This is a genomic window from Halomonas sp. S3-1-1, from assembly GCF_023757625.1.
Lineage (GTDB): Bacteria > Pseudomonadota > Gammaproteobacteria > Pseudomonadales > Halomonadaceae > Vreelandella.
Window position 1 is genome coordinate 394,505 of record NZ_JALGBZ010000003.1, and the last position, 18,715, is coordinate 413,219.

An 18,715-nucleotide genomic window follows, 5' to 3' on the forward strand; every position below is an offset into this window, starting at 1 on the left:
GGGCTTTTTAGTGCCTTAAAGCGGCATTACTTCTCGACGAAGGCGCGCTCGATCACGTAGTCGCCCGGCTCGCCCATGCGCGGCGAGATATTCATGCCGAGCTCATCGAGCAGGGCGCTGGTGTCGTCGAGCATCGCCGGGCTTCCGCAGATCATGGCGCGGTCCTGACGCGGGTCGATGGGCGCAAGTCCCGTGTCCTCAAAGATCTTGCCGCTGCGAATGTGGTCGGTCAGGCGGCCCATGGTGTGAAACTCTTCCCGCGTTACCGTCGGGTAGTACACGAGCTTCTCGGCGATCTCTTCGCCCAGGTATTCGTGAGCGGGAAGCTCTTTGGTGATGAAGTCGGCGTAGGCCAGCTCTGAGACTTCGCGCACGCCGTGTACCAGCACGATCTTTTCATAGCGCTCGTACACTTCCGGGTCCTGAATCAGGCTCATGAAGGGCGCCAGGCCCGTGCCGGTGGAGAGCATGTAAAGATTGCGCCCGGGCAGCAGGTCGTCGCACACCAGCGTACCGGTCGGCTTTCGGCTGACCATGATCTGATCGCCCACTTTCAGGTGCTGCAGACGCGAGGTAAGCGGGCCATCCGGCACCTTGATGCTGAAGAACTCGAGGTGATCCTCGTAGTTGGGGCTGGCGATAGAGTAGGCGCGCATCAGGGGCTTGCCGTTGACTTCCAGGCCGATCATCACGAACTGGCCGGTCTTGAAGCGCAGGCTGCGCTCGCGCGTCGTGCGAAAGCTGAACAGCGTATCGTTCCAGTGATGAACGCTCAGCACTTCTTCCAGGGCAAACTTGCTCATGACGACTCCTTGGTCGCAAATGCCGGTCAATGAAGAGGCATTCGCATTACATATTCGATAAAAGAATAAAAGAGATGAATGATGTTGCCGAGAAGTCTAATCGGTGGCGGTATATCTGTTAAGTCAATTATACTGATAAACATTATCTGCAAAATCGATATAGGTGGGTCATGCACTATACCCTGCGCCAGCTCGAGGTGTTCGTCGCCGTGGCCCAGCACGAAAGCGTCTCCCAGGCGGCGCGCTCGCTGGCCATGTCTCAATCTGCGACCAGCACGGCGCTGACCGAGCTCGAGCGCCAGTTCGACTGCCAATTGCTCGACCGCCTCGGCAAGCGGCTCAAGCTCAACGCGTTAGGGTTTCAGCTGCTGCCCAAGGCGGTCGCGCTTCTCGACCGGGCCGAGGAAGTCGAGGAACTGCTGCGCGGTCAGAAGGGCGTGGGCGCATTGGAAGTGGGCGCCACGCTGACCATCGGCAACTACCTGGCCACGCTTCTGATCAGCGACTTCATGCAGCGCTATCCCGGCAGCCGGGTACGGCTGGCGGTACGCAATACGCGCCATATTATCGAAGGGGTGCGCCAGCACTCGCTGGACTTGGGGCTGATCGAAGGCCAGTGCGATGACGAAATGATCGTCAGCCAGCCTTGGGTCGAGGATGAGCTTTGTGTGTTCTGCTCGCCGCGCCACCCGCTTGCCGGGCGCGAGCACCTGGAGCTCGAGCAGCTCTTGCGCGAAGACTGGATCATGCGCGAGGAGGGCTCGGGTACGCGCATGACGCTCGAACACGCGGCCCGCCATCGGCGTAGCCGCTTCAATACGCTGTTGGAACTCGAGCATACCGAAGGCATCAAGCGCGCGGTGGAGTCGGGGTTGGGGATTGGCTGCGTGTCACGGCTGGCGCTGCGCGACGCCTTCCGGCGTGGGAGCCTGGTCGCGCTGCCCACCCCGGAATTGGATCTCAAGCGCCAGTTCACCTTCATCTGGCACCGGCACAAGTACCTCACCACCGGCGTGCGAGAGTTTCTGCGGCTGTGCCGCGAAATGACCGCTGGTGCCAGCCGAAGCGACGACATCGAACTTCCGCCGGTGCCTTAAGGATGCCTTAGAACTTGTCCCAGTCGCCTTGGGTCGATTGAGTCGTCGCCAATCGCGGTGTCGGTGCCACTGGCCGCGGCTGCGCCGCTTTGGCCAAAGCGGGCGTTTGGGCCGAAGCGCCTTGGCTGGAGACCTTGAAGCGTCCAATTACCGTGGCCAACTGACCGGACTGCTCCTTCAATTGCTCGGCGGCGGTGGTGGACTCTTCCACTAAAGCGGCGTTCTCCTGGGTCATGCGGTCCAGGTCCGCCACCGCGACGTTGACCTGTTTGATGCCCTCGCTTTGCTCACTGGTGGCCGCCTCGATCTCCTGGAGCACGTCGGTGACGCGGGTGATTTGCGAAACGATATCGTTCATGGTGTTGCCGGCGCTTTGCACGAGCGCGGTCCCACTATTGACCTTGCCCTGCGAGTCCTCGATCAGCGTTTGGATATCGTTGGCCGCGTCGCTGCTGCGCCGCGCCAGGTTGCGTACCTCTTCGGCCACCACCGCGAAGCCGCGGCCGTGCTCGCCGGCCCGCGCCGCTTCCACCGAGGCGTTGAGCGCCAGCAGGTTGGTCTGAAACGAGATGCTGTTCATCAAAGTGACGATCTCGCCGATTTTCTCGGACGCTTTGGTGATCTCCTCCATGGTGGTAACCACGCTGCCCATTACTTCGCCACCGTGACCCGCCACGTCAGAGGCGTTGCGGGAAAGCTGGCTGGCCTCCTGAGCCGAAGACGCCGTGTGCTGGACGGTGCTGGTGATCTCCTCGATCGACGCCGAGGTTTGCTGCAGGCTCGCCGCGGTATTGTCAGTGCGCCGCGAAAGATCCTGGCCGCCGGAGGCGATTTCGTTGGCGGCGTGGTGGACCGCATCGCTGCTGGCGCGCACGTCGATCAGTACGTGCTCCATCTTGTCGACGAAGCGGTTGAAAGCGTCGCTGATCTGAGCGACCTCGTCCTTGCCGGCGACGGCCAAGCGCCGTGTCAAATCGCCTTCACCGCTGGCGATATCGTTCAAGGCGTCGCGGGCACGTTCGAGCCCTGACAGCGCGCGCTTGAGCCACAAACTCACCAGCAGCGCCGTCACGCCAAGCACTACTAGCAGCGTGATCAGCGCGGAGTGGGTCGTTGCTCGAAGCCCGGCGGTCGCTTCGTATTCGTCTAGCGCCAAGCCGAGTTCCCAATCGGTACCGGCGATGGGGGTGGCAACGAGGCGCTTGGTGTCGCCATCGACTTCAACGCTTTCCCAGCGATTTTGGGTGTCGCTCAAACGCTCGATGAGCGCTGGGGTCAGCGCTGGGCTCACGCGCTCGAGCGGCTGTAGCGTCAGTGCCGAATCCGGGTGGGCAATAATGGTCTCGCCGCCGCTACTGAGAAAGGCGAAGCTCGACGGTGTGAGCTGAATCGCATTGACCTGGCTAACCAACTGATCGATAGGGACGTCACCGCCGATCACGCCGAACAACCGACCGTTTTGTTTGACCGGCGTTGCGAAAGCGACTACTAGCTGGCCGCTGTTGGAGTCCTGGTAGGGCAGCGAGACGATGGTGGTGTCCTGGGCGACGGCGCTTTGATACCAGCCTCGCTGGCGCGCGTCGAAGTCATCACCGGGAATCCAGCCATCCGATGAGATCAGACCACCGTCGGGAAGCCCGATATAGGCGCTTAAAAAGCCGCCGGAGTCGGCTAGCTGGACGAGCGAGGCGCTGGGGTCTGCCGCGACGACCTGCGAGCGCGCCGCTTCCATCATGGAAATACGGGCGCCGACCCACTCTTCGATGATCGAAGCGTTGTCATTGGAAACCGACGTCAGTTGTTGAGTCACTTGGCGGTCGTTTTGGGTTTTCAACGTCGTATAGCTGATCAGAGCATTGGCGAGAAGTGCCAGCGTAATCACGATCAGCGTCACCAAAAGGATGCGCATGCGTAGAGAGGAAAGCATCGGGTTCTCGCTATTAGGGAAAACAAGTGTATAGGGCGACCCGAAGGTAAAACCTGGGGATCAAGGTGACGTCGTTATCGGCTACAGCGGTTAAGACTTTAGTCTTGTGTTGAGGGTTTTTGACCGGCGTGAATCCGGCACGGCGACATGACTTCATCGGCGCCGGACCGTTGGCGGATGCTCGAACGAGTGGAAAAGCGCGCCCGGCTGCGCAGGCGTTGAAAAGTGCTGGCAAAAGCGCCCAGCGGCCGGAACCGCTAGGCGCGTGACGCCTCGTTAGTAGTCGGCCTTGTGTGGGGCCAGCAGCGCTTGGTGCTCGTTGCTATCGGCGAGCGTGAACCCGCCCACCAGCTCGGCCAAACGCTCCGCTTGCTCCTTCAACTGCTCGGCGGCGGTGGTTGACTCCTCGACCAGCGCGGCGTTTTGCTGGGTCATCTGATCGAGGTCGTTGACCGCGATGCTGACTTGGCCGATGCCGTCGTTTTGCTCGCTGGCGGCGGTGCTGATATCGCCCAGCATCTGGTTGACGCGGGAGACGCTGTCGGCCAGTTCATGCATGGCCTGTTCGGCCTCGCGCACGAGCTTCGTACCGCTTTCGACCTTGTCCACCGAGGCGCCGATACGCTGGCGAATATCTGCCGCCGCGTCGCGGCTACGGGAGGCCAGCATGCGCACTTCTTCGGCCACGACGGCGAAGCCACGGCCGTGCTCGCCGGCCCGCGCCGCCTCGACCGAGGCGTTGAGCGCGAGCAGGTTGGTCTGAAAGGCGATGCCGTCGATCACCTTAACGATGCTCTGGATCTCATCGGAGGTCGTGCGAATTTCGTCCATCGTCGACACTACCTGGCCGAAGGCGCCGTTGGTGCGCGTGGCGAGTTCGGCGGCGGTATGCGAAAGCCCGCTGGCCTCTTTCGAGGCGCTGGTGGTATGGCCCACGGTGCTGCTGATCTCTTCCATGGCGGTCGAGGTCTGCTGCAGGCTAGAAGCCGCCTGGTCGGTGCGCCGGGAAAGGTCCTGCCCGCCCTGGGTGATCTCGTTAGCGGCGTGGTGGACCGACTCACTGCTGGCGCGCACATCCACCAGCACGTCGTGGATCTTGTCGGCGAAGGCGTTGAACTGAATCGCAAGCTCGGCGCTTTCGTTACGCCCGCGCACCGGCAGGCGCTGGGTCAAATCCCCATTGCCGGAGGCGATATCACGCATGCGATCGGCCAGGTAGCGCAGCGGTCGGGCGATTCGGCTACCTAGCAGCCAACTGGCCAACAGACCCGCCAGGGCAATCAAAAGACCGACGAGGAGCATGCCCCACATGGAGGCCCGGCCTCGGTCGGAAAGCTGTGTCTGTAAATCCTGGAGACCTGCCATGACCGCGCTCTGCGGCAGGCGAATCACCATCACCCAGGGGCGACCGCTTTCATCGACGCTAAAGGGCGTGTAGAGCTCGAACATGCCCTCGTCGGTGTTGATATGGTTGACGGGCTCGCCCTGCTGGGCGCGGGCGATAGGGCCCTGAAGCGCGGCGGGTAGTGTGTCGACGCCGCGGCCCAAAAGTTCCGCCGCACCGGTATTGGCGGCCAGTGCGCCTTGGCCTGCCACCAGCAGCATCTCGCCAGCGCCGTCGTAAAGCGATTGATTGGCCTCTTCCAGCAGGCCCTGAATGAACGCGACCGAAAGATCGACGCCGGCGCTGCCACGGAACTCGCCATCGACCATGATAGGGGCGTTGAAGGAGGTCACCAGCAGGTTGTCGCCGTTGTAGTCGTACCAGTGCGGGTCGACCACGCAGGTGCGCTGCGTTTCCCGCGTGCAGAGGTAATACTCGCCCCGACGAATCCCATCGTCGCCCAGCGCTTCATTTTCCATGTCCTGACCCAGCGCAAGCACCTCGATGGCACCGCTTTCGGTGCGATACCACCAGGGCATGAAACGGCCATCCGGGCCAAACCCCTGATCCTCGCGATTGATAAAACGCGCATCGAGACCAAAGGCGTCCGGTTCCCAGCCAACGAAGGCATCGAGCAGTTCGGGGTTGTCGTCCACCGTTTGGCGAATCAACACCGAAAACTCCCGGCGGCTGAGATACAGAAGCGGCCGGCCCGTCTCATCCACTTCCCCCAGCATGGCGTTGAGATTGGCAAGATTCGTTGCCAGCGTCAGCGCATGACCGAGTTCGCGCTTGATCTCTTCGGTATGCGCCGAGGCGATCGCCTCCAGCCGCGCGGCGGCGTTTTTTTCGAGCAACGTTTTGGTTTGTTCCTCCACCAGCGCTTGGGTGCGTGCGTTGGCGATTAGCGAATAGATCACCAGCGCCGCCACGACCAGCAAAATGGCGCTACCGGCGAGGGTCGCGATCAGCGTGCGAAGCGATTTGAAGTGCATGTTCATATCCTTGTTGCTTTATGGAAAACCACTACGCGCTCTGCGGCATCAAAAAAGCGACGTCAACGAAACAGTCGGGCGTTAACAGGGGTATCGGCAGGAAAAGCCTCTTCTTGATATACCGACGCGGCTTCGCGGCAAAAACGCGCATGGCTGTCGCGGCCGGTGCCTGGGGCGTCGCCTTTGGATAAAAGGCGGCGCTCACTAACCTTTTGGGTCGAGAGCGCCGCAGGCGAGCCGAGTGCAGCGTTTTTTAGAACGCTGGCTGTGACGGGGCGGCGGGTAGAGCGGCGTTCTGGCGCGCGGAGCCGAGCGCCGGCGTGGTCGCCGAGAGGGTGAAGCTCGCAATCGTACGGGCCAGATGGTCGGCCTGCTCTTTTAACTGCTCGGCGGCGGTGGTCGACTCCTCGACCATGGCGGCGTTCTCCTGAGTCATGCGATCAAGATCGTTCACCGCGATATTGACCTGCTGAATACCGTCGCTCTGCTCGCTGGTGGCGGCGGTGATTTCGGCGAGCACGTCGGTGATGCGCGCACTGTTGGTCACGATCTCCTGCATGGTGTCGCCGGCGTGGCGCACTAGCGACGTGCCGCTATGCACCTTGGCTTGGGAGTCTTCGATGACTCGTTTGATATCGTTGGCCGCGTCGCTGCTACGGCGCGCCAGTTGGCGAACCTCTTCAGCGACCACGGCGAAACCGCGACCGTGCTCGCCGGCGCGCGCCGCTTCGACGGAGGCGTTCAGCGCCAGAAGGTTGGTCTGAAAAGCGATGCCGTCCATCAGCACAACGATTTCACCGATGCGATCAGAGGCGCGGGTGATCTCCTCCATGGTCGAGACGACCCGAGAGACATCCTCACGGCCCCGGTGGGCGACGTCGGAGGCGGCCTGAGAGAGCGTGTTGGCTTCCTTTGACGAGGCGGCGGTTTGACCAACGGTGCTGTTGATCTGCTCGATGGAGGCCGAGGTCTGCTGCAGGCTCGCGGCGGTCTGGTCGGTGCGCCGTGAAAGGTCCTGACCGCCCAGCGCAATTTCGCTGGCGGCGTGATGCACGGTTTCACTGCTGGTGCGCACGTCGATCAGCACCGCTTCCATCTTGTCCGCAAAGCGGTTGAAGGCACCGGCAATGCGGGCGATTTCGTCCTTGCCCGTGGCCGGCAGGCGCTTGGTTAGATCGCCGTCGCCGGAGGCGATGTTGTCCATCGCGCGACCGACGCCCTTGAGTGGGCGCAGCAATAGCGAAAGCAGTACGCCAAGGCCGAGCGCGGTCAGCACCGCCACGATGACCAGTGTGGCCAGCGATGAGAAGGCGATGGCGCGAAGGCCCGCGGTCGCTTCCTGCTCGTCCATGGCGACGACCAGCTCCCAGCCGCTGCCGAGCCCGACATCGCGCGCCATCAGCAGCTTATCGCGCTGATCGAGCACCAGAGGCGTCGGCGTATTGCTGCTCTCCAGGTTCTTTAGAAAGGCGGGGTCGAGCTGCTCGTTGAGCACCGTCGAAGGCTCGAGCGCCAGCGCGCTGTCCGGATGCGCCGCGATGGTGCCGTCGTCGGTGACCAAAAAGGCGAAGCTCGAGGGCGTCGGCTGGATACCGGTGACGATATCCACCACGTCTTCGATACCGATGTCGCCGCCGATGACGCCCAGCAGTTGACCGCTATCGTCGTTGGCGTAGTAGGGGTGAATGAAGGAGACCACCAGCTCGCCGGAGATCATGTCCAGGTAGGGTGACGTCACGATGGTCGTGCCGGCCTCGACGGTCTGCTGATACCAGGGGCGCTGGCGCGGGTCGTAATCTCCAGGCGGCTGCCAGCCGTCGGAAAAGACCGGCGGTTTCGATGACGCGTAGGCAACGTAGGTGGTCATGAAGTCGCCGGCGGCCTGGAGTTGCTGGAGTGCCGCTAGCGGGTCCGTGCTTTCAACGACGGTGGGCAGCGAGGCGACCAAGCGATTACGGGCGGCTACCCACTCTCTCAGCGCTTGGGCGTTGCCCTTAAGGGCAGCATCCAGATGGCGATGGATCTGCTCGTCGTTATGGCCCTTGACGGTCCAGTAGCTGGCAAAGCCATTAAGGGTCAATGCCGCGATGATTGCTGCCAACGCGGCTAGCAGAATGCGTGTTCGTAGGGAGGATAGCATGGCCGCTCTCTTGATCGATTAACAGATGACACTACTTTTTCCAGTAAAAGCAGCGCATTAGTTATCGGCAGGAGCGGCCTTAACATGAGTTAATTTTACCCGGGGCTACGCCCGACAGGATCAGAGCTTCTTGATCGCCTCTTCGATCTCATCGCTCGAGGCCTTGGTGTAATCCTTGGAGAGCGTATGCGTCACCATCTTCTGAGTCGGCTTGTCGAGCTTGTCGCGCAGAAGACCCAGAAACTTGGGCGCGGCGATCAGGATCAGCTCATCCATCTTATTGCTCGTGCGTGCGTCGAACAGGTATTTCACGACCTGCTTGGCGAACATCTCGTTTTCATGCTCGAGCGCCTCGCCGCCTTCGGCGGAGGAGCGGGCCGAGCCCTGTGAGCCGGTGTGGACACCTGCCCCGGGGCTATCGGTCACCAGATCGCCCTCGTGCATTTGCCCTTCGGCGTGCACCAGGCTCTCCTTCTCGGTGAGCTTGTTCGCGGCATGGGTGAAGATGCGCGCGCGTCCTGCGTCGGCCACCACAATGTAAGTTGGCATGATCAAACGTCCTCCGTGTCGTTAGTGGTTGATTAAACATGGCAAGCGATCGACGTTCGGTCAACCGCTGGCCGCGTTAAAGCACCTTGCGCCTCAAGACGCTCGTCAGCGCCTCTCCGATCAGCACGAGCACGATGATCGCCAGCAGAATCGTTGCGACCGTCGGCCAAGCGAAGGTATCGATCGCGCCCTGGAGGATCACGCCGATGCCGCCGGCGCCTACCAGCCCCAGCACGGTGGATTCGCGAATGTTGATGTCCCAGCGCAAAATGACGATAGCGAAAAACGCCGGCATCACCTGGGGCACGATAGCGTAGGCGATCACCTTGGCTTTCGACGCGCCGGTTGCCTCCATCGCCTCGACTGGGCGCCGGTCGATCTCCTCGATCGCCTCGCCCATCAGCTTGCCGATGAAGCCGATCGAGCGGAACACGATGGCGAGAATCCCCGCCAGCACCCCGGGGCCGAAAATGGCCACGAACAGCAGCGCCCAGATGATCGTATTCACCGAGCGGCTCGAGACCAGAATGAAGCGCCCAAGCCATAGGCACGCCCGGTTGGGCGTGGTGTTCTGCGCGGCGATATAGGCTACCGGCAGCGCGAGAAAGATGGTCAGGAAGGTGGCGAGCGTGGCGATGTGCACGGTTTCGAGCAGAGCGCTTACGATGTTGGCAAAGCCCGCCGGGCTCGGCGGCCACATACGCGCCGCCAGCCCGGAGATCTGATTGGGCGCGTCCCACACCCAGGGCCAGAAGATATCGATATCGCTCAACGCCCAGACCACGAGCATCAAGGTGGCGAGCAGCACCGCGTAGCGAATCAGGCGCTCCTTGCGATCAAAACGTTGCCAAACGCGGTCGGCGAGTTGTTCGGCGTGATCTACCATATCTTTTTCCTCACCCAGCCGCTGATACCTTCACTCAACAAAATCACCGCGATGATCACTAAGAGAATCGCGAAGGCGAAGTCGTAGTCGTAGCGCCCGAAGGCGTTCATCAGCGTGCCGCCGATACCGCCGGCGCCGACGATACCGACCACGGCAGAGGCGCGCAGGTTGCTATCGAGCTGATACATGGAGAGCCCGATCTGGCGCGGCAGTATTTGCGGGAACACGGCGTAGAACAGCGTCGCCAGGTAGCCCGCCCCCGAGGCGCGCATCGCCTCGACCTGCCCCCAGTCGATCTCCTCGATCTCTTCGGCCAACAGCTTGCCGACGAAGCCGATCGAGTAGAGCGTCAGCGTCAAAATGCCCGCCAGTGGTCCAAAGCCCACCGCGGCGACGAACAGAATCGCCACGATCACCGGATGAAAGCTGCGGGATACGATGATGATCGCGCGCCCGACCAGGTAGATCGGCATCGGAGCGATATTGCGCGCCGCCATCACGGCGAAAGGAATCGAGAGCAAAACGCCCAGCAGCGTTGCCAGAATCGCGATCTGGAAGCTCTCCTTGAAGCCGGTCAACAGCAGCTCGAAGCGGTCGAAGTTGGGCGGAAAGCCACCGCTGAAGATGCGTGCCGCCCGCGGTACGCCTTCGCTGATGCGCGCCCAGTTGAACGGCAGCGAGCCAAACGCCCAGATCAAATACGCCGCGGCGACGATCAAAATGCCGTAGCGCACCAACGGGTTAGCGATGAACGGCGGTTTTTTCCACCGGCGTGGGGCCGAAGACTCAATGGGCGTCATGCGTCGTCTCCGAAGCGGCAGGCTCTGCGGTGATGTCGCCGTCCGGCGCCTCGATGCCGCCATAGATTTCGTCGAGTGCGTCCTTGTTGAACGCCGCCGGTTCACCGTCGAAAATCATCTTGCCGTGGCGAAGCCCCACGATACGTTCGGTATAGGTTTTGGCCTGGGCGACGTTGTGGATATTGATCAGTACCGGCAGCGAAAGCTCACTGGCTAGGCTTTGCAACAGCACCATGATCTGCTCGGAGGTACGCGGGTCGAGCGAGGCGGTCGGTTCATCGGCCAGCAACACGTCCGGCTCCTGCATCAGCGCACGCACCACGCCGACCCGCTGGCGCTCGCCGCCAGAGAGCTCGTCGGCGCGCTTGTTGGCGTAGTGGGCGATGCCCACGCGCTCCATCAGGTGAAAGGCGCGGTCGATATCCTCCTGCGGGTAGCGTCTGGAGATGGCCTGAAACAGATTGACGTAGCCAAGGCGGCCGGCCAGCACGTTCTCCATCACCGTTAGCCGGTCGAGCAGGTTGAAGCCCTGAAAGACCATGCCGATTTTGCGCCGGGCAAGTCTGAGCTCGGCGCCTTTCAAATGGACGAGTTCGACGCCATTGAGCGTGATGGAACCCGATGTCGGCTCCACCAGGCGGTTGATACAGCGCAGCATCGTGCTTTTGCCCGCGCCCGAGGCGCCTACGATGGACACCACACTGTTACCTTCGACCTTGAGATCGAGCCCCTTGAGCACGGGCTCGCTGTGGCCATAGCGTTTGACCAGATTCTTTATTTCCAGCATGTTGTCGCTTCCATCGGCAGCCAGCAAACCGCGCCCTGAGGCGCGGCGCGATTTACTCTTCCATATTCTCGGGCGTATAGGTCACGCCGTTGGCGGCCTGGATGGTGCGAATCACCTGCCAGTTATCCTTGTAGTTGATCGGGATAAACTTCTCTACGCCCTCGAACTCCTCGCCAAGCTCGGTACCGGCGAAGTCGAAGCTGAAAAACGCCTCTTCGATTTTTTCGACCAGATCCGGGTGCAGGTTGTAGGCGTAGTTATAGGAGGTGGTGGGGAAGCGGTCGGACTCGTAAATCAGGCGCACGTCCTCTTCGTCGTAAAGCCCGCGAGCGGCCATGCGCTCGACCACTTCCGAGGCTACCGGGGCGGCGTCATAATCGCGCGCCACTACGCCGAGCATCGATTGGTCATGACTGCCGGAGTAGACGACCTCGTAATCCTCGTCCGGGGTGACGCCCAGCTCTGGCAGAAGCGCCCGTGGGGCGAGGTTGCCGGAGTTGGAGGTCGGCGAGGTATGCGCGACGCGCTTGCCCTTGAGGTCCTCGACGGTTTCGATGTCGGAGTCGACGTGGGTGAAAAGCTGAAGGGTGTAGCCAAACTGGCCGTCGTCGGAGCCCATCAACGCAAACGGCACCGCCCCTGCCAGGTTCACGGCAAAGGGCGTGGGGCCGGTCGAGAAGCCGGCGATATGGAGCCGGCCGCTGCGCATCGCTTCGACCTGAGCGGCGTTGGACTGCACGGCGAAAAAGCGCACGTCACGCCCGGTCACCTCGGACAAGTGCTCGATGAAGGGCTGCCAGATATCGGAGTAGATGGCCGGGTCCTCGACCGGGGTATAGGCGAAAATCAGCGTGTCCGGGTTGGCCCATTCGGACTCGTCGGCAGGGCGGTCGGCGACCATGTCACCATTTTCATCGCAGTAAATGGCGTCGAGGTCGCCACGTTCGCATTCGGCAAACGCTGTGGATGAGAGTAGCGCAAGAGGCAGTGCCGCCGCCCATGACAGCGCGGGTCTGGATGAGAGAAGCTTTTTCATGGAAACCTCGAAGGTAGTTTGTTTTTATGAAGACGTGTTATGGCTGTTTTTTTATGGCCGGCGCGCGCTTTTGAGCGTTACTACGGCGTCCAGCTCGCTTTTGGTTTCGTTACTGCGCATTGAATACTTGTTTTTCGAAAACGACGCTTCTTCAACCTAGGGTTTGTGACAAACATATGTCAAGCACTTTACAGAGCACCTACTACCATTGGCGCAACCGCTATCTGCTGATGCGTCACGGCCATAGCCAGGCCAACGAGCAGGGGCTGATCATTAGCTCTCCCGAGCGCGGGCTCGGTGCCTTCGGGCTTTCCGAAACCGGCGAGCGTCAGCTTGACGAGGTGGTGGAAAATTGGGACTGGCCGGTACCTACGCGCATCGTACACTCGGACTTTCTACGCACCACCGAGACGGCGCGCCGGGTGGCGGATGCGCTGGGCGTAACCATGGAAAAGGACGAGCGTCTGCGCGAGCGCTATTTTGGCGAGTTCGACGGCCAGCAAGTGGCGTGTTACCAGGGCGTATGGGTGCTCGATGACTCAGACGCCGAGCACGCCGCGCACGGGGTCGAGCCGGTCGCCCGGGTAGCGGCTCGCATGCAGGCGGTGATTGCGGCGTGGGAGGCGCGGGTCAGCGGCGAGACGATTTTGCTGGTCAGCCACGGCGACCCGCTGCAGATACTGCTCACCGCGCTGGCCGGTAAGCCGCTCACCGGCCATCGGGACCAGACACCGCTTGCGCCTGCCAGCATCACGCTGGTCGACAAAAGCGCTTAGTGGCCGAGGATCTGGCTCAAAAACAGCTGGGTGCGCTCGGACTGCGGGTCGTTGAAGAACGGCTCCGGGGCGTTCTCCTCGATAATCTGGCCCTGGTCCATGAAAATCACCCGGTCCGCCACGGTCTTGGCAAAGCCCATTTCGTGGGTCACGCAGAGCATCGTCATGCCTTCCTCGGCAAGCTCGACCATGACGTCGAGCACCTCCTTGATCATCTCCGGGTCGAGCGCCGAGGTGGGCTCGTCGAAGAGCATCACGTCCGGGTGCATGCACAGCGAGCGGGCGATCGCCACGCGCTGCTGCTGGCCGCCGGAAAGCTGGCCCGGGTACTTTTTCGCCTGTTCGGCGATGCGCACCCGCTCCAGGTACTGCATCGCCTGGGCTTCCGCTTCGCGGCGTGATTTTTTCTGCACCCACATCGGCGCGATGCAGCAGTTCTCCAGCACCGAGAGGTGCGGAAACAGATTGAAGTGCTGAAACACCATGCCCACGCTTCGGCGCACCTGCTCGATGCGCTTGACGTCCTGGGTGAGCGGCACGCCGCCGACGACGATCTCGCCCTGCTGATGCTCCTCCAGATGATTGATACAGCGGATCATGGTGGACTTGCCCGAGCCCGAGGGCCCGCAAATGACGATGCGCTCGCCGCGCTTTACGTCGAGGTCGATATCGCGCAGCACGTGAAAGTCGCCGTACCACTTGTTGACGCCGCGCATCTCGACCATCGAATCCTGAGGTTTTAAAGCTGCTTCACTCATGAGGTTATCCTTGAAAGGGGGCGGCGTTAGCGCTTGTGGCCGGTGTTGAGGCGGCGCTCAAGATACTGGCTATAGCGCGACATGCTGAAACAAAAAATCCAGAACACGAACGCGGCGAACACGTAGCCTTCCAGCGAAAAGCCCAGCCAGCGCGAGTCGGACAGCGCCGCCTGCACGATGCCCAGAAGATCGAAAAGGCCGATGATCATCACAAGCGTCGTGTCCTTGAAAAGCGATATGAAGGTGTTCACGATGCCGGGAATCATCATCTTTAGTGCCTGGGGCATGACGATCAGCCCCATGCGCTTCCAGTAGGTCATGCCGAGTGCGGCAGCGGCTTCGTCCTGGCCGCGCGGAATCGCTTGCAGCCCGCCGCGAATGACTTCGGCCATGTAGGCGCTTTGAAATAGCGTGATCCCGATCAGCGCGCGGATCAGCCGGTCGACGGAGAGATCCGAGGGCAGAAACAGCGGCAGCATCACCGAGGCCATGAACAGCACGGTGATCAGCGGCACGCCACGCCAGAACTCGATGAACACCACCGAAAAGCTCTTGACGATCGGCATGCTCGAGCGCCGCCCGAGTGCCAGCACGATGCCGATCGGTAGCGCCCCGATCATGCCGACCGAGGCCAGCAGCAGCGTCAGCATCAGACCACCCCAGCGGTGGGTCGGCACCCGCGGCAGGCCGAAATGGCCGCCGTGAAGCAGCACGTAGGCGATCACCGGGAACACCACCAGCGCGAACACCGCCACCCAGCGCTTGAGCGGCAGGCGCGGAATGGCAAGCCAGGCAATCAGCGCGAAAAAGCCGACGAAGACGATGTTGGCGCGCCAAAGCTCCGAGCGCGGGTAGAGCCCGTAGATGAACTGGGTAAAGCGCGCCTTGACGAATACCCAACAGGCGCCTTCGCGGGTGCAGTCTTCGCGCGTGGTACCGACCCAGTTGGCGTCGATGATCGCCCACTGCACGGTGGGTACCACCAGCAGGTACAGCACGTAGAGCCCGACCAGCGTGAACAGCGTATTGACCGGGCCGTTGAAAAGATTGCCGCGCAGCCACGCCATCGGGCCAATGGTGCTTTTCGGCGCCGGGCGCTGGTCGATCATGGTTTTATTGTGAATCATGGGTGTCATCCTCGCCTAGCGTTCGACCAGCGCCACGCGGGCGTTGAACCAGTTCATGAACATGGAAACCGTAAGGCTGATGGTCAGATAGACCGCCATGGTCATGGCGATGACCTCGATGGCCTGGCCGGTCTGGTTCAGCGTGGTACCGGCGAACACCGATACCAGATCCGGATAGCCGATGGCCGTCGCCAGCGACGAGTTCTTGATCAGGTTCAAATACTGGCTGGTGAGCGGCGGAATGATCACTCGCATCGCCTGAGGCACCACCACCAGCCGCAGAATCAGATTGCGCGGCAGGCTCAGCGCCTGGGCGGCTTCGGTTTGGCCGTGGGAGATCGCCTGGATACCCGAGCGCACGATCTCGGCGATGAACGAGGCGGTGTAGATCGAAAGCGCCAGCCACAGCGCCAGAAACTCCGGAATCACCGTCACGCCGCCGCGGAAGTTGAAGCCGCCCAGTGCCGGCACGTCCCAGGTGATCGGCACGCCGGTGGCGAGCAGCACCAAAAGCGGCAGGCCAATCAGCAGTAAAAGCGCTATCCAGTAGGCGGGCAGGCGCTTACCGGTGGCCTCGTGGCGGCGCTTGTTCCACACGAGCAATGCAATACTGGCGACGATCGCGACCAAAAAAGCAGCGGGAATCAGCCCGAAGCCAGACTCGAACAGCGGTTTGGGCAGGTAGAGCCCGCGCACGTTCAAGAAGATGACCTCGCCCAGCGACATGCTATCGCGGGCGCCGGGTAGCGTACGCAGTACGGCGAAGTACCAGAAAAAGATCTGCAGCAGCAGCGGGATGTTACGAAAGGTCTCGATGTAGGCAGCGGCCAACTTGGCGATCAGCCAGTTGGGCGAGAGCCTAGCGATCCCGACGACGAAACCAATGATGGTCGCCGCGAGCACGCCAAGCCCGCCCACCAGCAGCGTGTTGAGCAGCCCGACGAAGAAGGTGCGCCCGTAGGTGCTCTGCGAGGAGTAGTCGATCAGGCTCTGAACGATGCCAAAACCGGCGGTGTTGTCCAGAAAGCCGAAGCCTGTGGTGATGCCGCGGGCGGCCAGGTTCTGCTGGGTGTTGCCCACGATATAGAGCAAAAAGACGGCGACGGCCGCTACCACCAGCACCTGAAAAATGAGCGCGCGCTTGGCGCGGTCTCGCCAGAAGGGGGGCTTGTGGCCCACCGGGCGAGCGGTTGGTCTTGCTGACATGAAGGCGTCTCCGCGATACGGCAGAATCGATCAAACGGCCCGCCGGGCGATGCGCGGCGGGCCGGGTCTTGCGAGACGCTTAGCGAATCGGCGGTGCGTAGTGGAAGCCGCCCTGGTTCCACAGCGCGTTGATACCGCGTTCGATCTCAAGCGGTGAGTCCATGCCGACGTTACGGTCGTAGCTCTCGGCGTAGTTACCGACCTGGCTGATGATGTTGTAGGCCCAGTCGGCTTCAAGACCCATGCCTTCGCCGTAGTTGCCATCCTGACCCAGGATGCGTGCGACGTCCGGGTTTTCGCTGTCCATCATGTCGTCGACGTTTTCAGAGCTGATGCCGTACTCTTCGGCGTTGAGCATCGCAAACAGCGACCACTTGACGATGTTGAACCAGGTGTCGTCGCCCTGACGCACCACCGGACCGAGCGGCTCCTTGGAGATGATGTCCGGCAGAATGACGGCGCCTTCCGGGTCGTCGAGCTGAATGCGCAGCGCGGCCAGCTGGGAGGAGTCCGAGGTCAGCACGTCGCAACGCCCGGACTGGAAGCCGCCAACGGTTTGCTCTGAGGTGTCGAAAACGATCGGGTCGAAGGCCATGTCGTTGGCGCGGAAGTAGTCCGCCACGTTGAGCTCGGTGGTGGTGCCAGATTGAATACAGATCGCCGCGCCGTCGAGTTCATCGGCGCCACTGAGCCCTAAGTCGCGGTTGACCATGAAGCCGATGCCGTCGTAGAAGGTGACGCCGGCGAAGTTGAGGCCCAGCGTCGTGTCGCGGGTGGTGGTCCAGGTAGTGTTACGCGACAGCACGTCGACTTCGCCGGACTGCAGCGCGGTGAAGCGCTCGACGGCGTTGAGCGAGATGTAGTTGACTGCGTCGGCATCGCCCAGCACCGCGGCGGCCACGGCGCGACAGATATCGACGTCGAGCCCCTGCCACTCGCCGCTATCGTTGGGGGCGGAGAACCCCGGCAGGCCATCGCTCACGCCACACTGCACGGCGCCTCGTGAGCGCGTATCTTCCAATACGTCCGCCTGAACGCTCGCTACACCGGATAGGGTGAGAGCACCGGCGGAGGCCAGCAGTACCGCGTTTTTTTTATTGAACATGGTGTTTCCCGTCCTCGTTATTTGAATATCGTTATAGGCATCGATCTACGACACCCATAACGCTAGCAAGGAAGATGCCAGAAAGGGCCTGTCGACTCATTCAGCGCTTTTCAACGCAAAAGCGCCAACGTTATGACCAAAGTTGTGCTGTAAAACGGTGCGCAATCGGCTACGCGTTGCCCACTTTTAGTGCGGCGTCCAAACGCTTGTTTGAAATTCGCTCAGTAAAAACAGTCAAATAGCGCCGGCGCGCCTAGCGAATGGGCGGGGCGTACTGCAAACCGCCATCTTTCCATAGCGCGTTTAGCCCGCGGCCAATATTAAACGGTGAGCCCGCGCCGACGCTGCGATCGAAGGCGTCGGCGTAGTTACCGACCTGCTTGATGATTTGATACGCCCAGTCCGCGTTAAGCCCCATGCCCTCGCCAAAATCGCCGTCGCGGCCCAGAAGACGCATCACCTCCGGGGAGTCATCCTCGAGCATTTCGTCGACGTTGGTTTGGCTCACGCCCAGTTCCTCGGCGTTGAGCAGCGCATAAAGCGACCACTTGACGATGTTGAACCACTGATCGTCACCTTGGCGCACCGCCGGGCCCAGCGGCTCTTTCGAAATGACCTCGGGCAGCACCACCGCCATGTCTGGGTCGGCAAGCTGCATGCGCTGGGCGTAAAGCTGCGAAGAGTCCGAACTCAGCACGTCGCAGCGACCCTCTTCGAAGCCGATGATCGACTGTTCCGGCGCGTCGAATACCACCGCCTCGAATGCCATATCGTGGCGGCGAAAATAGTCGGCCAGGTTGAGCTCGCTGGTGGTGCCGGACTGGGTGCATACCGCCGCCCCATCGAGCTCGCGGGCGCTCTGCACGCCCAGGTCGCTTGCCACCATGAACGCTTGGCCATCGAAGTAGCTCACCCCTGTGAAGTGAAGGCCAAGCGTGGTATCACGGCTCGAGGTCCAGGTCGTGGTGCGAGCGAGCACATCGACCTCGCCGGACTGGAGAGCGGCGAAGCGCTCGACGGAATCGAGCGGCACGAACTCGACGCGCGCGCCTTCGCCGAGCGCGGCGGCGGCCACCGCCCGGCAGATGTCGGTATCCAGGCCTTGGTAGGTGTCTTCGTCGTCCAGCGCCGAAAAGCCGGGCTGGGCGGCGTTGACCCCGCAGCGCAGCGCCCCGCGCTCCTTGACCGTCTCGAGCGTGGTGGCCATCGCAAGCCCCGGGAGTAACAGCGCCGCCGCCAGCACGCCGGCCACACCGCGGTATCGGTATTGATTGTTCATTGTTATTGCCCTCTCTGGTTGGGGAGTCGTGCGATCTGCAAAAAACCACCAAAAAGGCCG

The 18,715-nt window shown here is 61.8% G+C and carries 16 protein-coding genes; 2 read left to right on the forward strand and 14 right to left on the reverse strand.

Going from position 1 to position 18,715, the window contains the following annotated elements:
• Nucleotides 1–26: 26 nt before the first annotated feature.
• Nucleotides 27–803, reverse strand: coding sequence for a ferredoxin--NADP reductase (locus MQW23_RS11200; RefSeq protein ID WP_252108178.1), 777 nt, complete (start codon nucleotides 801–803; stop codon nucleotides 27–29).
• A gap of 170 nt (nucleotides 804–973) precedes the next feature.
• Between MQW23_RS11200 and MQW23_RS11205 the strand changes: the two genes are divergently transcribed.
• Nucleotides 974–1,900, forward strand: a complete 927-nt coding sequence (locus MQW23_RS11205) for a LysR family transcriptional regulator (RefSeq protein WP_252108179.1) — start codon at nucleotides 974–976, stop codon at nucleotides 1,898–1,900.
• Nucleotides 1,901–1,907: 7 nt separating this feature from the next.
• On the opposite strand, the gene MQW23_RS11210 is transcribed toward MQW23_RS11205, so the two are convergent.
• The 8 genes from MQW23_RS11210 to phnD all read right to left on the reverse strand — a co-directional run bounded on the left by MQW23_RS11210 (nucleotide 1,908) and on the right by phnD (nucleotide 12,404).
• Nucleotides 1,908–3,827, reverse strand: coding sequence for a methyl-accepting chemotaxis protein (locus MQW23_RS11210; RefSeq protein ID WP_252108180.1), 1,920 nt, complete (start codon nucleotides 3,825–3,827; stop codon nucleotides 1,908–1,910).
• Between the two features lie 276 nt (nucleotides 3,828–4,103).
• A complete protein-coding gene (locus MQW23_RS11215; RefSeq protein WP_252108181.1) occupies nucleotides 4,104–6,206 on the reverse strand; it encodes a methyl-accepting chemotaxis protein in 2,103 nt (700 codons plus the stop codon).
• Nucleotides 6,207–6,459: 253 nt separating this feature from the next.
• A complete protein-coding gene (locus MQW23_RS11220; protein WP_252108182.1) occupies nucleotides 6,460–8,346 on the reverse strand; it encodes a methyl-accepting chemotaxis protein in 1,887 nt (628 codons plus the stop codon).
• 120 nt (nucleotides 8,347–8,466) lie between these two features.
• On the reverse strand, nucleotides 8,467–8,895 hold the full coding sequence (locus MQW23_RS11225; protein WP_252108183.1) for a host attachment protein: 429 nt from the start codon (nucleotides 8,893–8,895) through the stop codon (nucleotides 8,467–8,469).
• 76 nt (nucleotides 8,896–8,971) lie between these two features.
• Nucleotides 8,972–9,781: a phosphonate ABC transporter, permease protein PhnE gene (gene phnE / locus MQW23_RS11230; RefSeq protein ID WP_252108184.1), complete on the reverse strand. Its 810-nt coding sequence runs from the start codon at nucleotides 9,779–9,781 to the stop codon at nucleotides 8,972–8,974.
• Nucleotides 9,775–10,581, reverse strand: a complete 807-nt coding sequence (gene phnE / locus MQW23_RS11235; RefSeq protein WP_252108185.1) for a phosphonate ABC transporter, permease protein PhnE — start codon at nucleotides 10,579–10,581, stop codon at nucleotides 9,775–9,777. Before phnE (MQW23_RS11235) ends, phnE (MQW23_RS11230) begins: the two co-directional genes overlap by 7 nt.
• Entirely contained in the window at nucleotides 10,568–11,368 is an 801-nt protein-coding gene (phnC, locus tag MQW23_RS11240; protein ID WP_252108186.1) for a phosphonate ABC transporter ATP-binding protein, read from the reverse strand. Before phnC ends, phnE (MQW23_RS11235) begins: the two co-directional genes overlap by 14 nt.
• A 52-nt stretch (nucleotides 11,369–11,420) precedes the next feature.
• The gene (gene phnD, locus MQW23_RS11245; protein ID WP_252108187.1) at nucleotides 11,421–12,404 is read right to left on the reverse strand and encodes a phosphate/phosphite/phosphonate ABC transporter substrate-binding protein; all 984 of its coding nucleotides are present in this window, start codon (nucleotides 12,402–12,404) and stop codon (nucleotides 11,421–11,423) included.
• Between the two features lie 176 nt (nucleotides 12,405–12,580).
• Between phnD and MQW23_RS11250 the strand changes: the two genes are divergently transcribed.
• A complete protein-coding gene (locus tag MQW23_RS11250) occupies nucleotides 12,581–13,180 on the forward strand; it encodes a histidine phosphatase family protein (RefSeq protein WP_252108188.1) in 600 nt (199 codons plus the stop codon).
• Here MQW23_RS11250 and MQW23_RS11255 read toward each other — a convergent pair.
• The 5 genes from MQW23_RS11255 to MQW23_RS11275 form a co-directional block, all read right to left on the reverse strand.
• Nucleotides 13,177–13,905, reverse strand: a complete 729-nt coding sequence (locus MQW23_RS11255; RefSeq protein ID WP_252108488.1) for an amino acid ABC transporter ATP-binding protein — start codon at nucleotides 13,903–13,905, stop codon at nucleotides 13,177–13,179. The two genes, MQW23_RS11250 and MQW23_RS11255, sit on opposite strands and share 4 nt — an antisense overlap.
• A gap of 59 nt (nucleotides 13,906–13,964) precedes the next feature.
• Complete coding sequence (locus MQW23_RS11260) at nucleotides 13,965–15,065, reverse strand: amino acid ABC transporter permease (RefSeq protein ID WP_252108189.1); 1,101 nt, start codon at nucleotides 15,063–15,065, stop codon at nucleotides 13,965–13,967.
• Between the two features lie 15 nt (nucleotides 15,066–15,080).
• Nucleotides 15,081–16,271, reverse strand: coding sequence for an amino acid ABC transporter permease (locus MQW23_RS11265; protein ID WP_252108190.1), 1,191 nt, complete (start codon nucleotides 16,269–16,271; stop codon nucleotides 15,081–15,083).
• Between the two features lie 79 nt (nucleotides 16,272–16,350).
• Nucleotides 16,351–17,376: an amino acid ABC transporter substrate-binding protein gene (locus MQW23_RS11270; RefSeq protein WP_252108191.1), complete on the reverse strand. Its 1,026-nt coding sequence runs from the start codon at nucleotides 17,374–17,376 to the stop codon at nucleotides 16,351–16,353.
• A 253-nt stretch (nucleotides 17,377–17,629) separates the two neighbouring features.
• Complete coding sequence (locus MQW23_RS11275) at nucleotides 17,630–18,655, reverse strand: amino acid ABC transporter substrate-binding protein (protein WP_252108192.1); 1,026 nt, start codon at nucleotides 18,653–18,655, stop codon at nucleotides 17,630–17,632.
• Nucleotides 18,656–18,715: the final 60 nt, after the last annotated feature.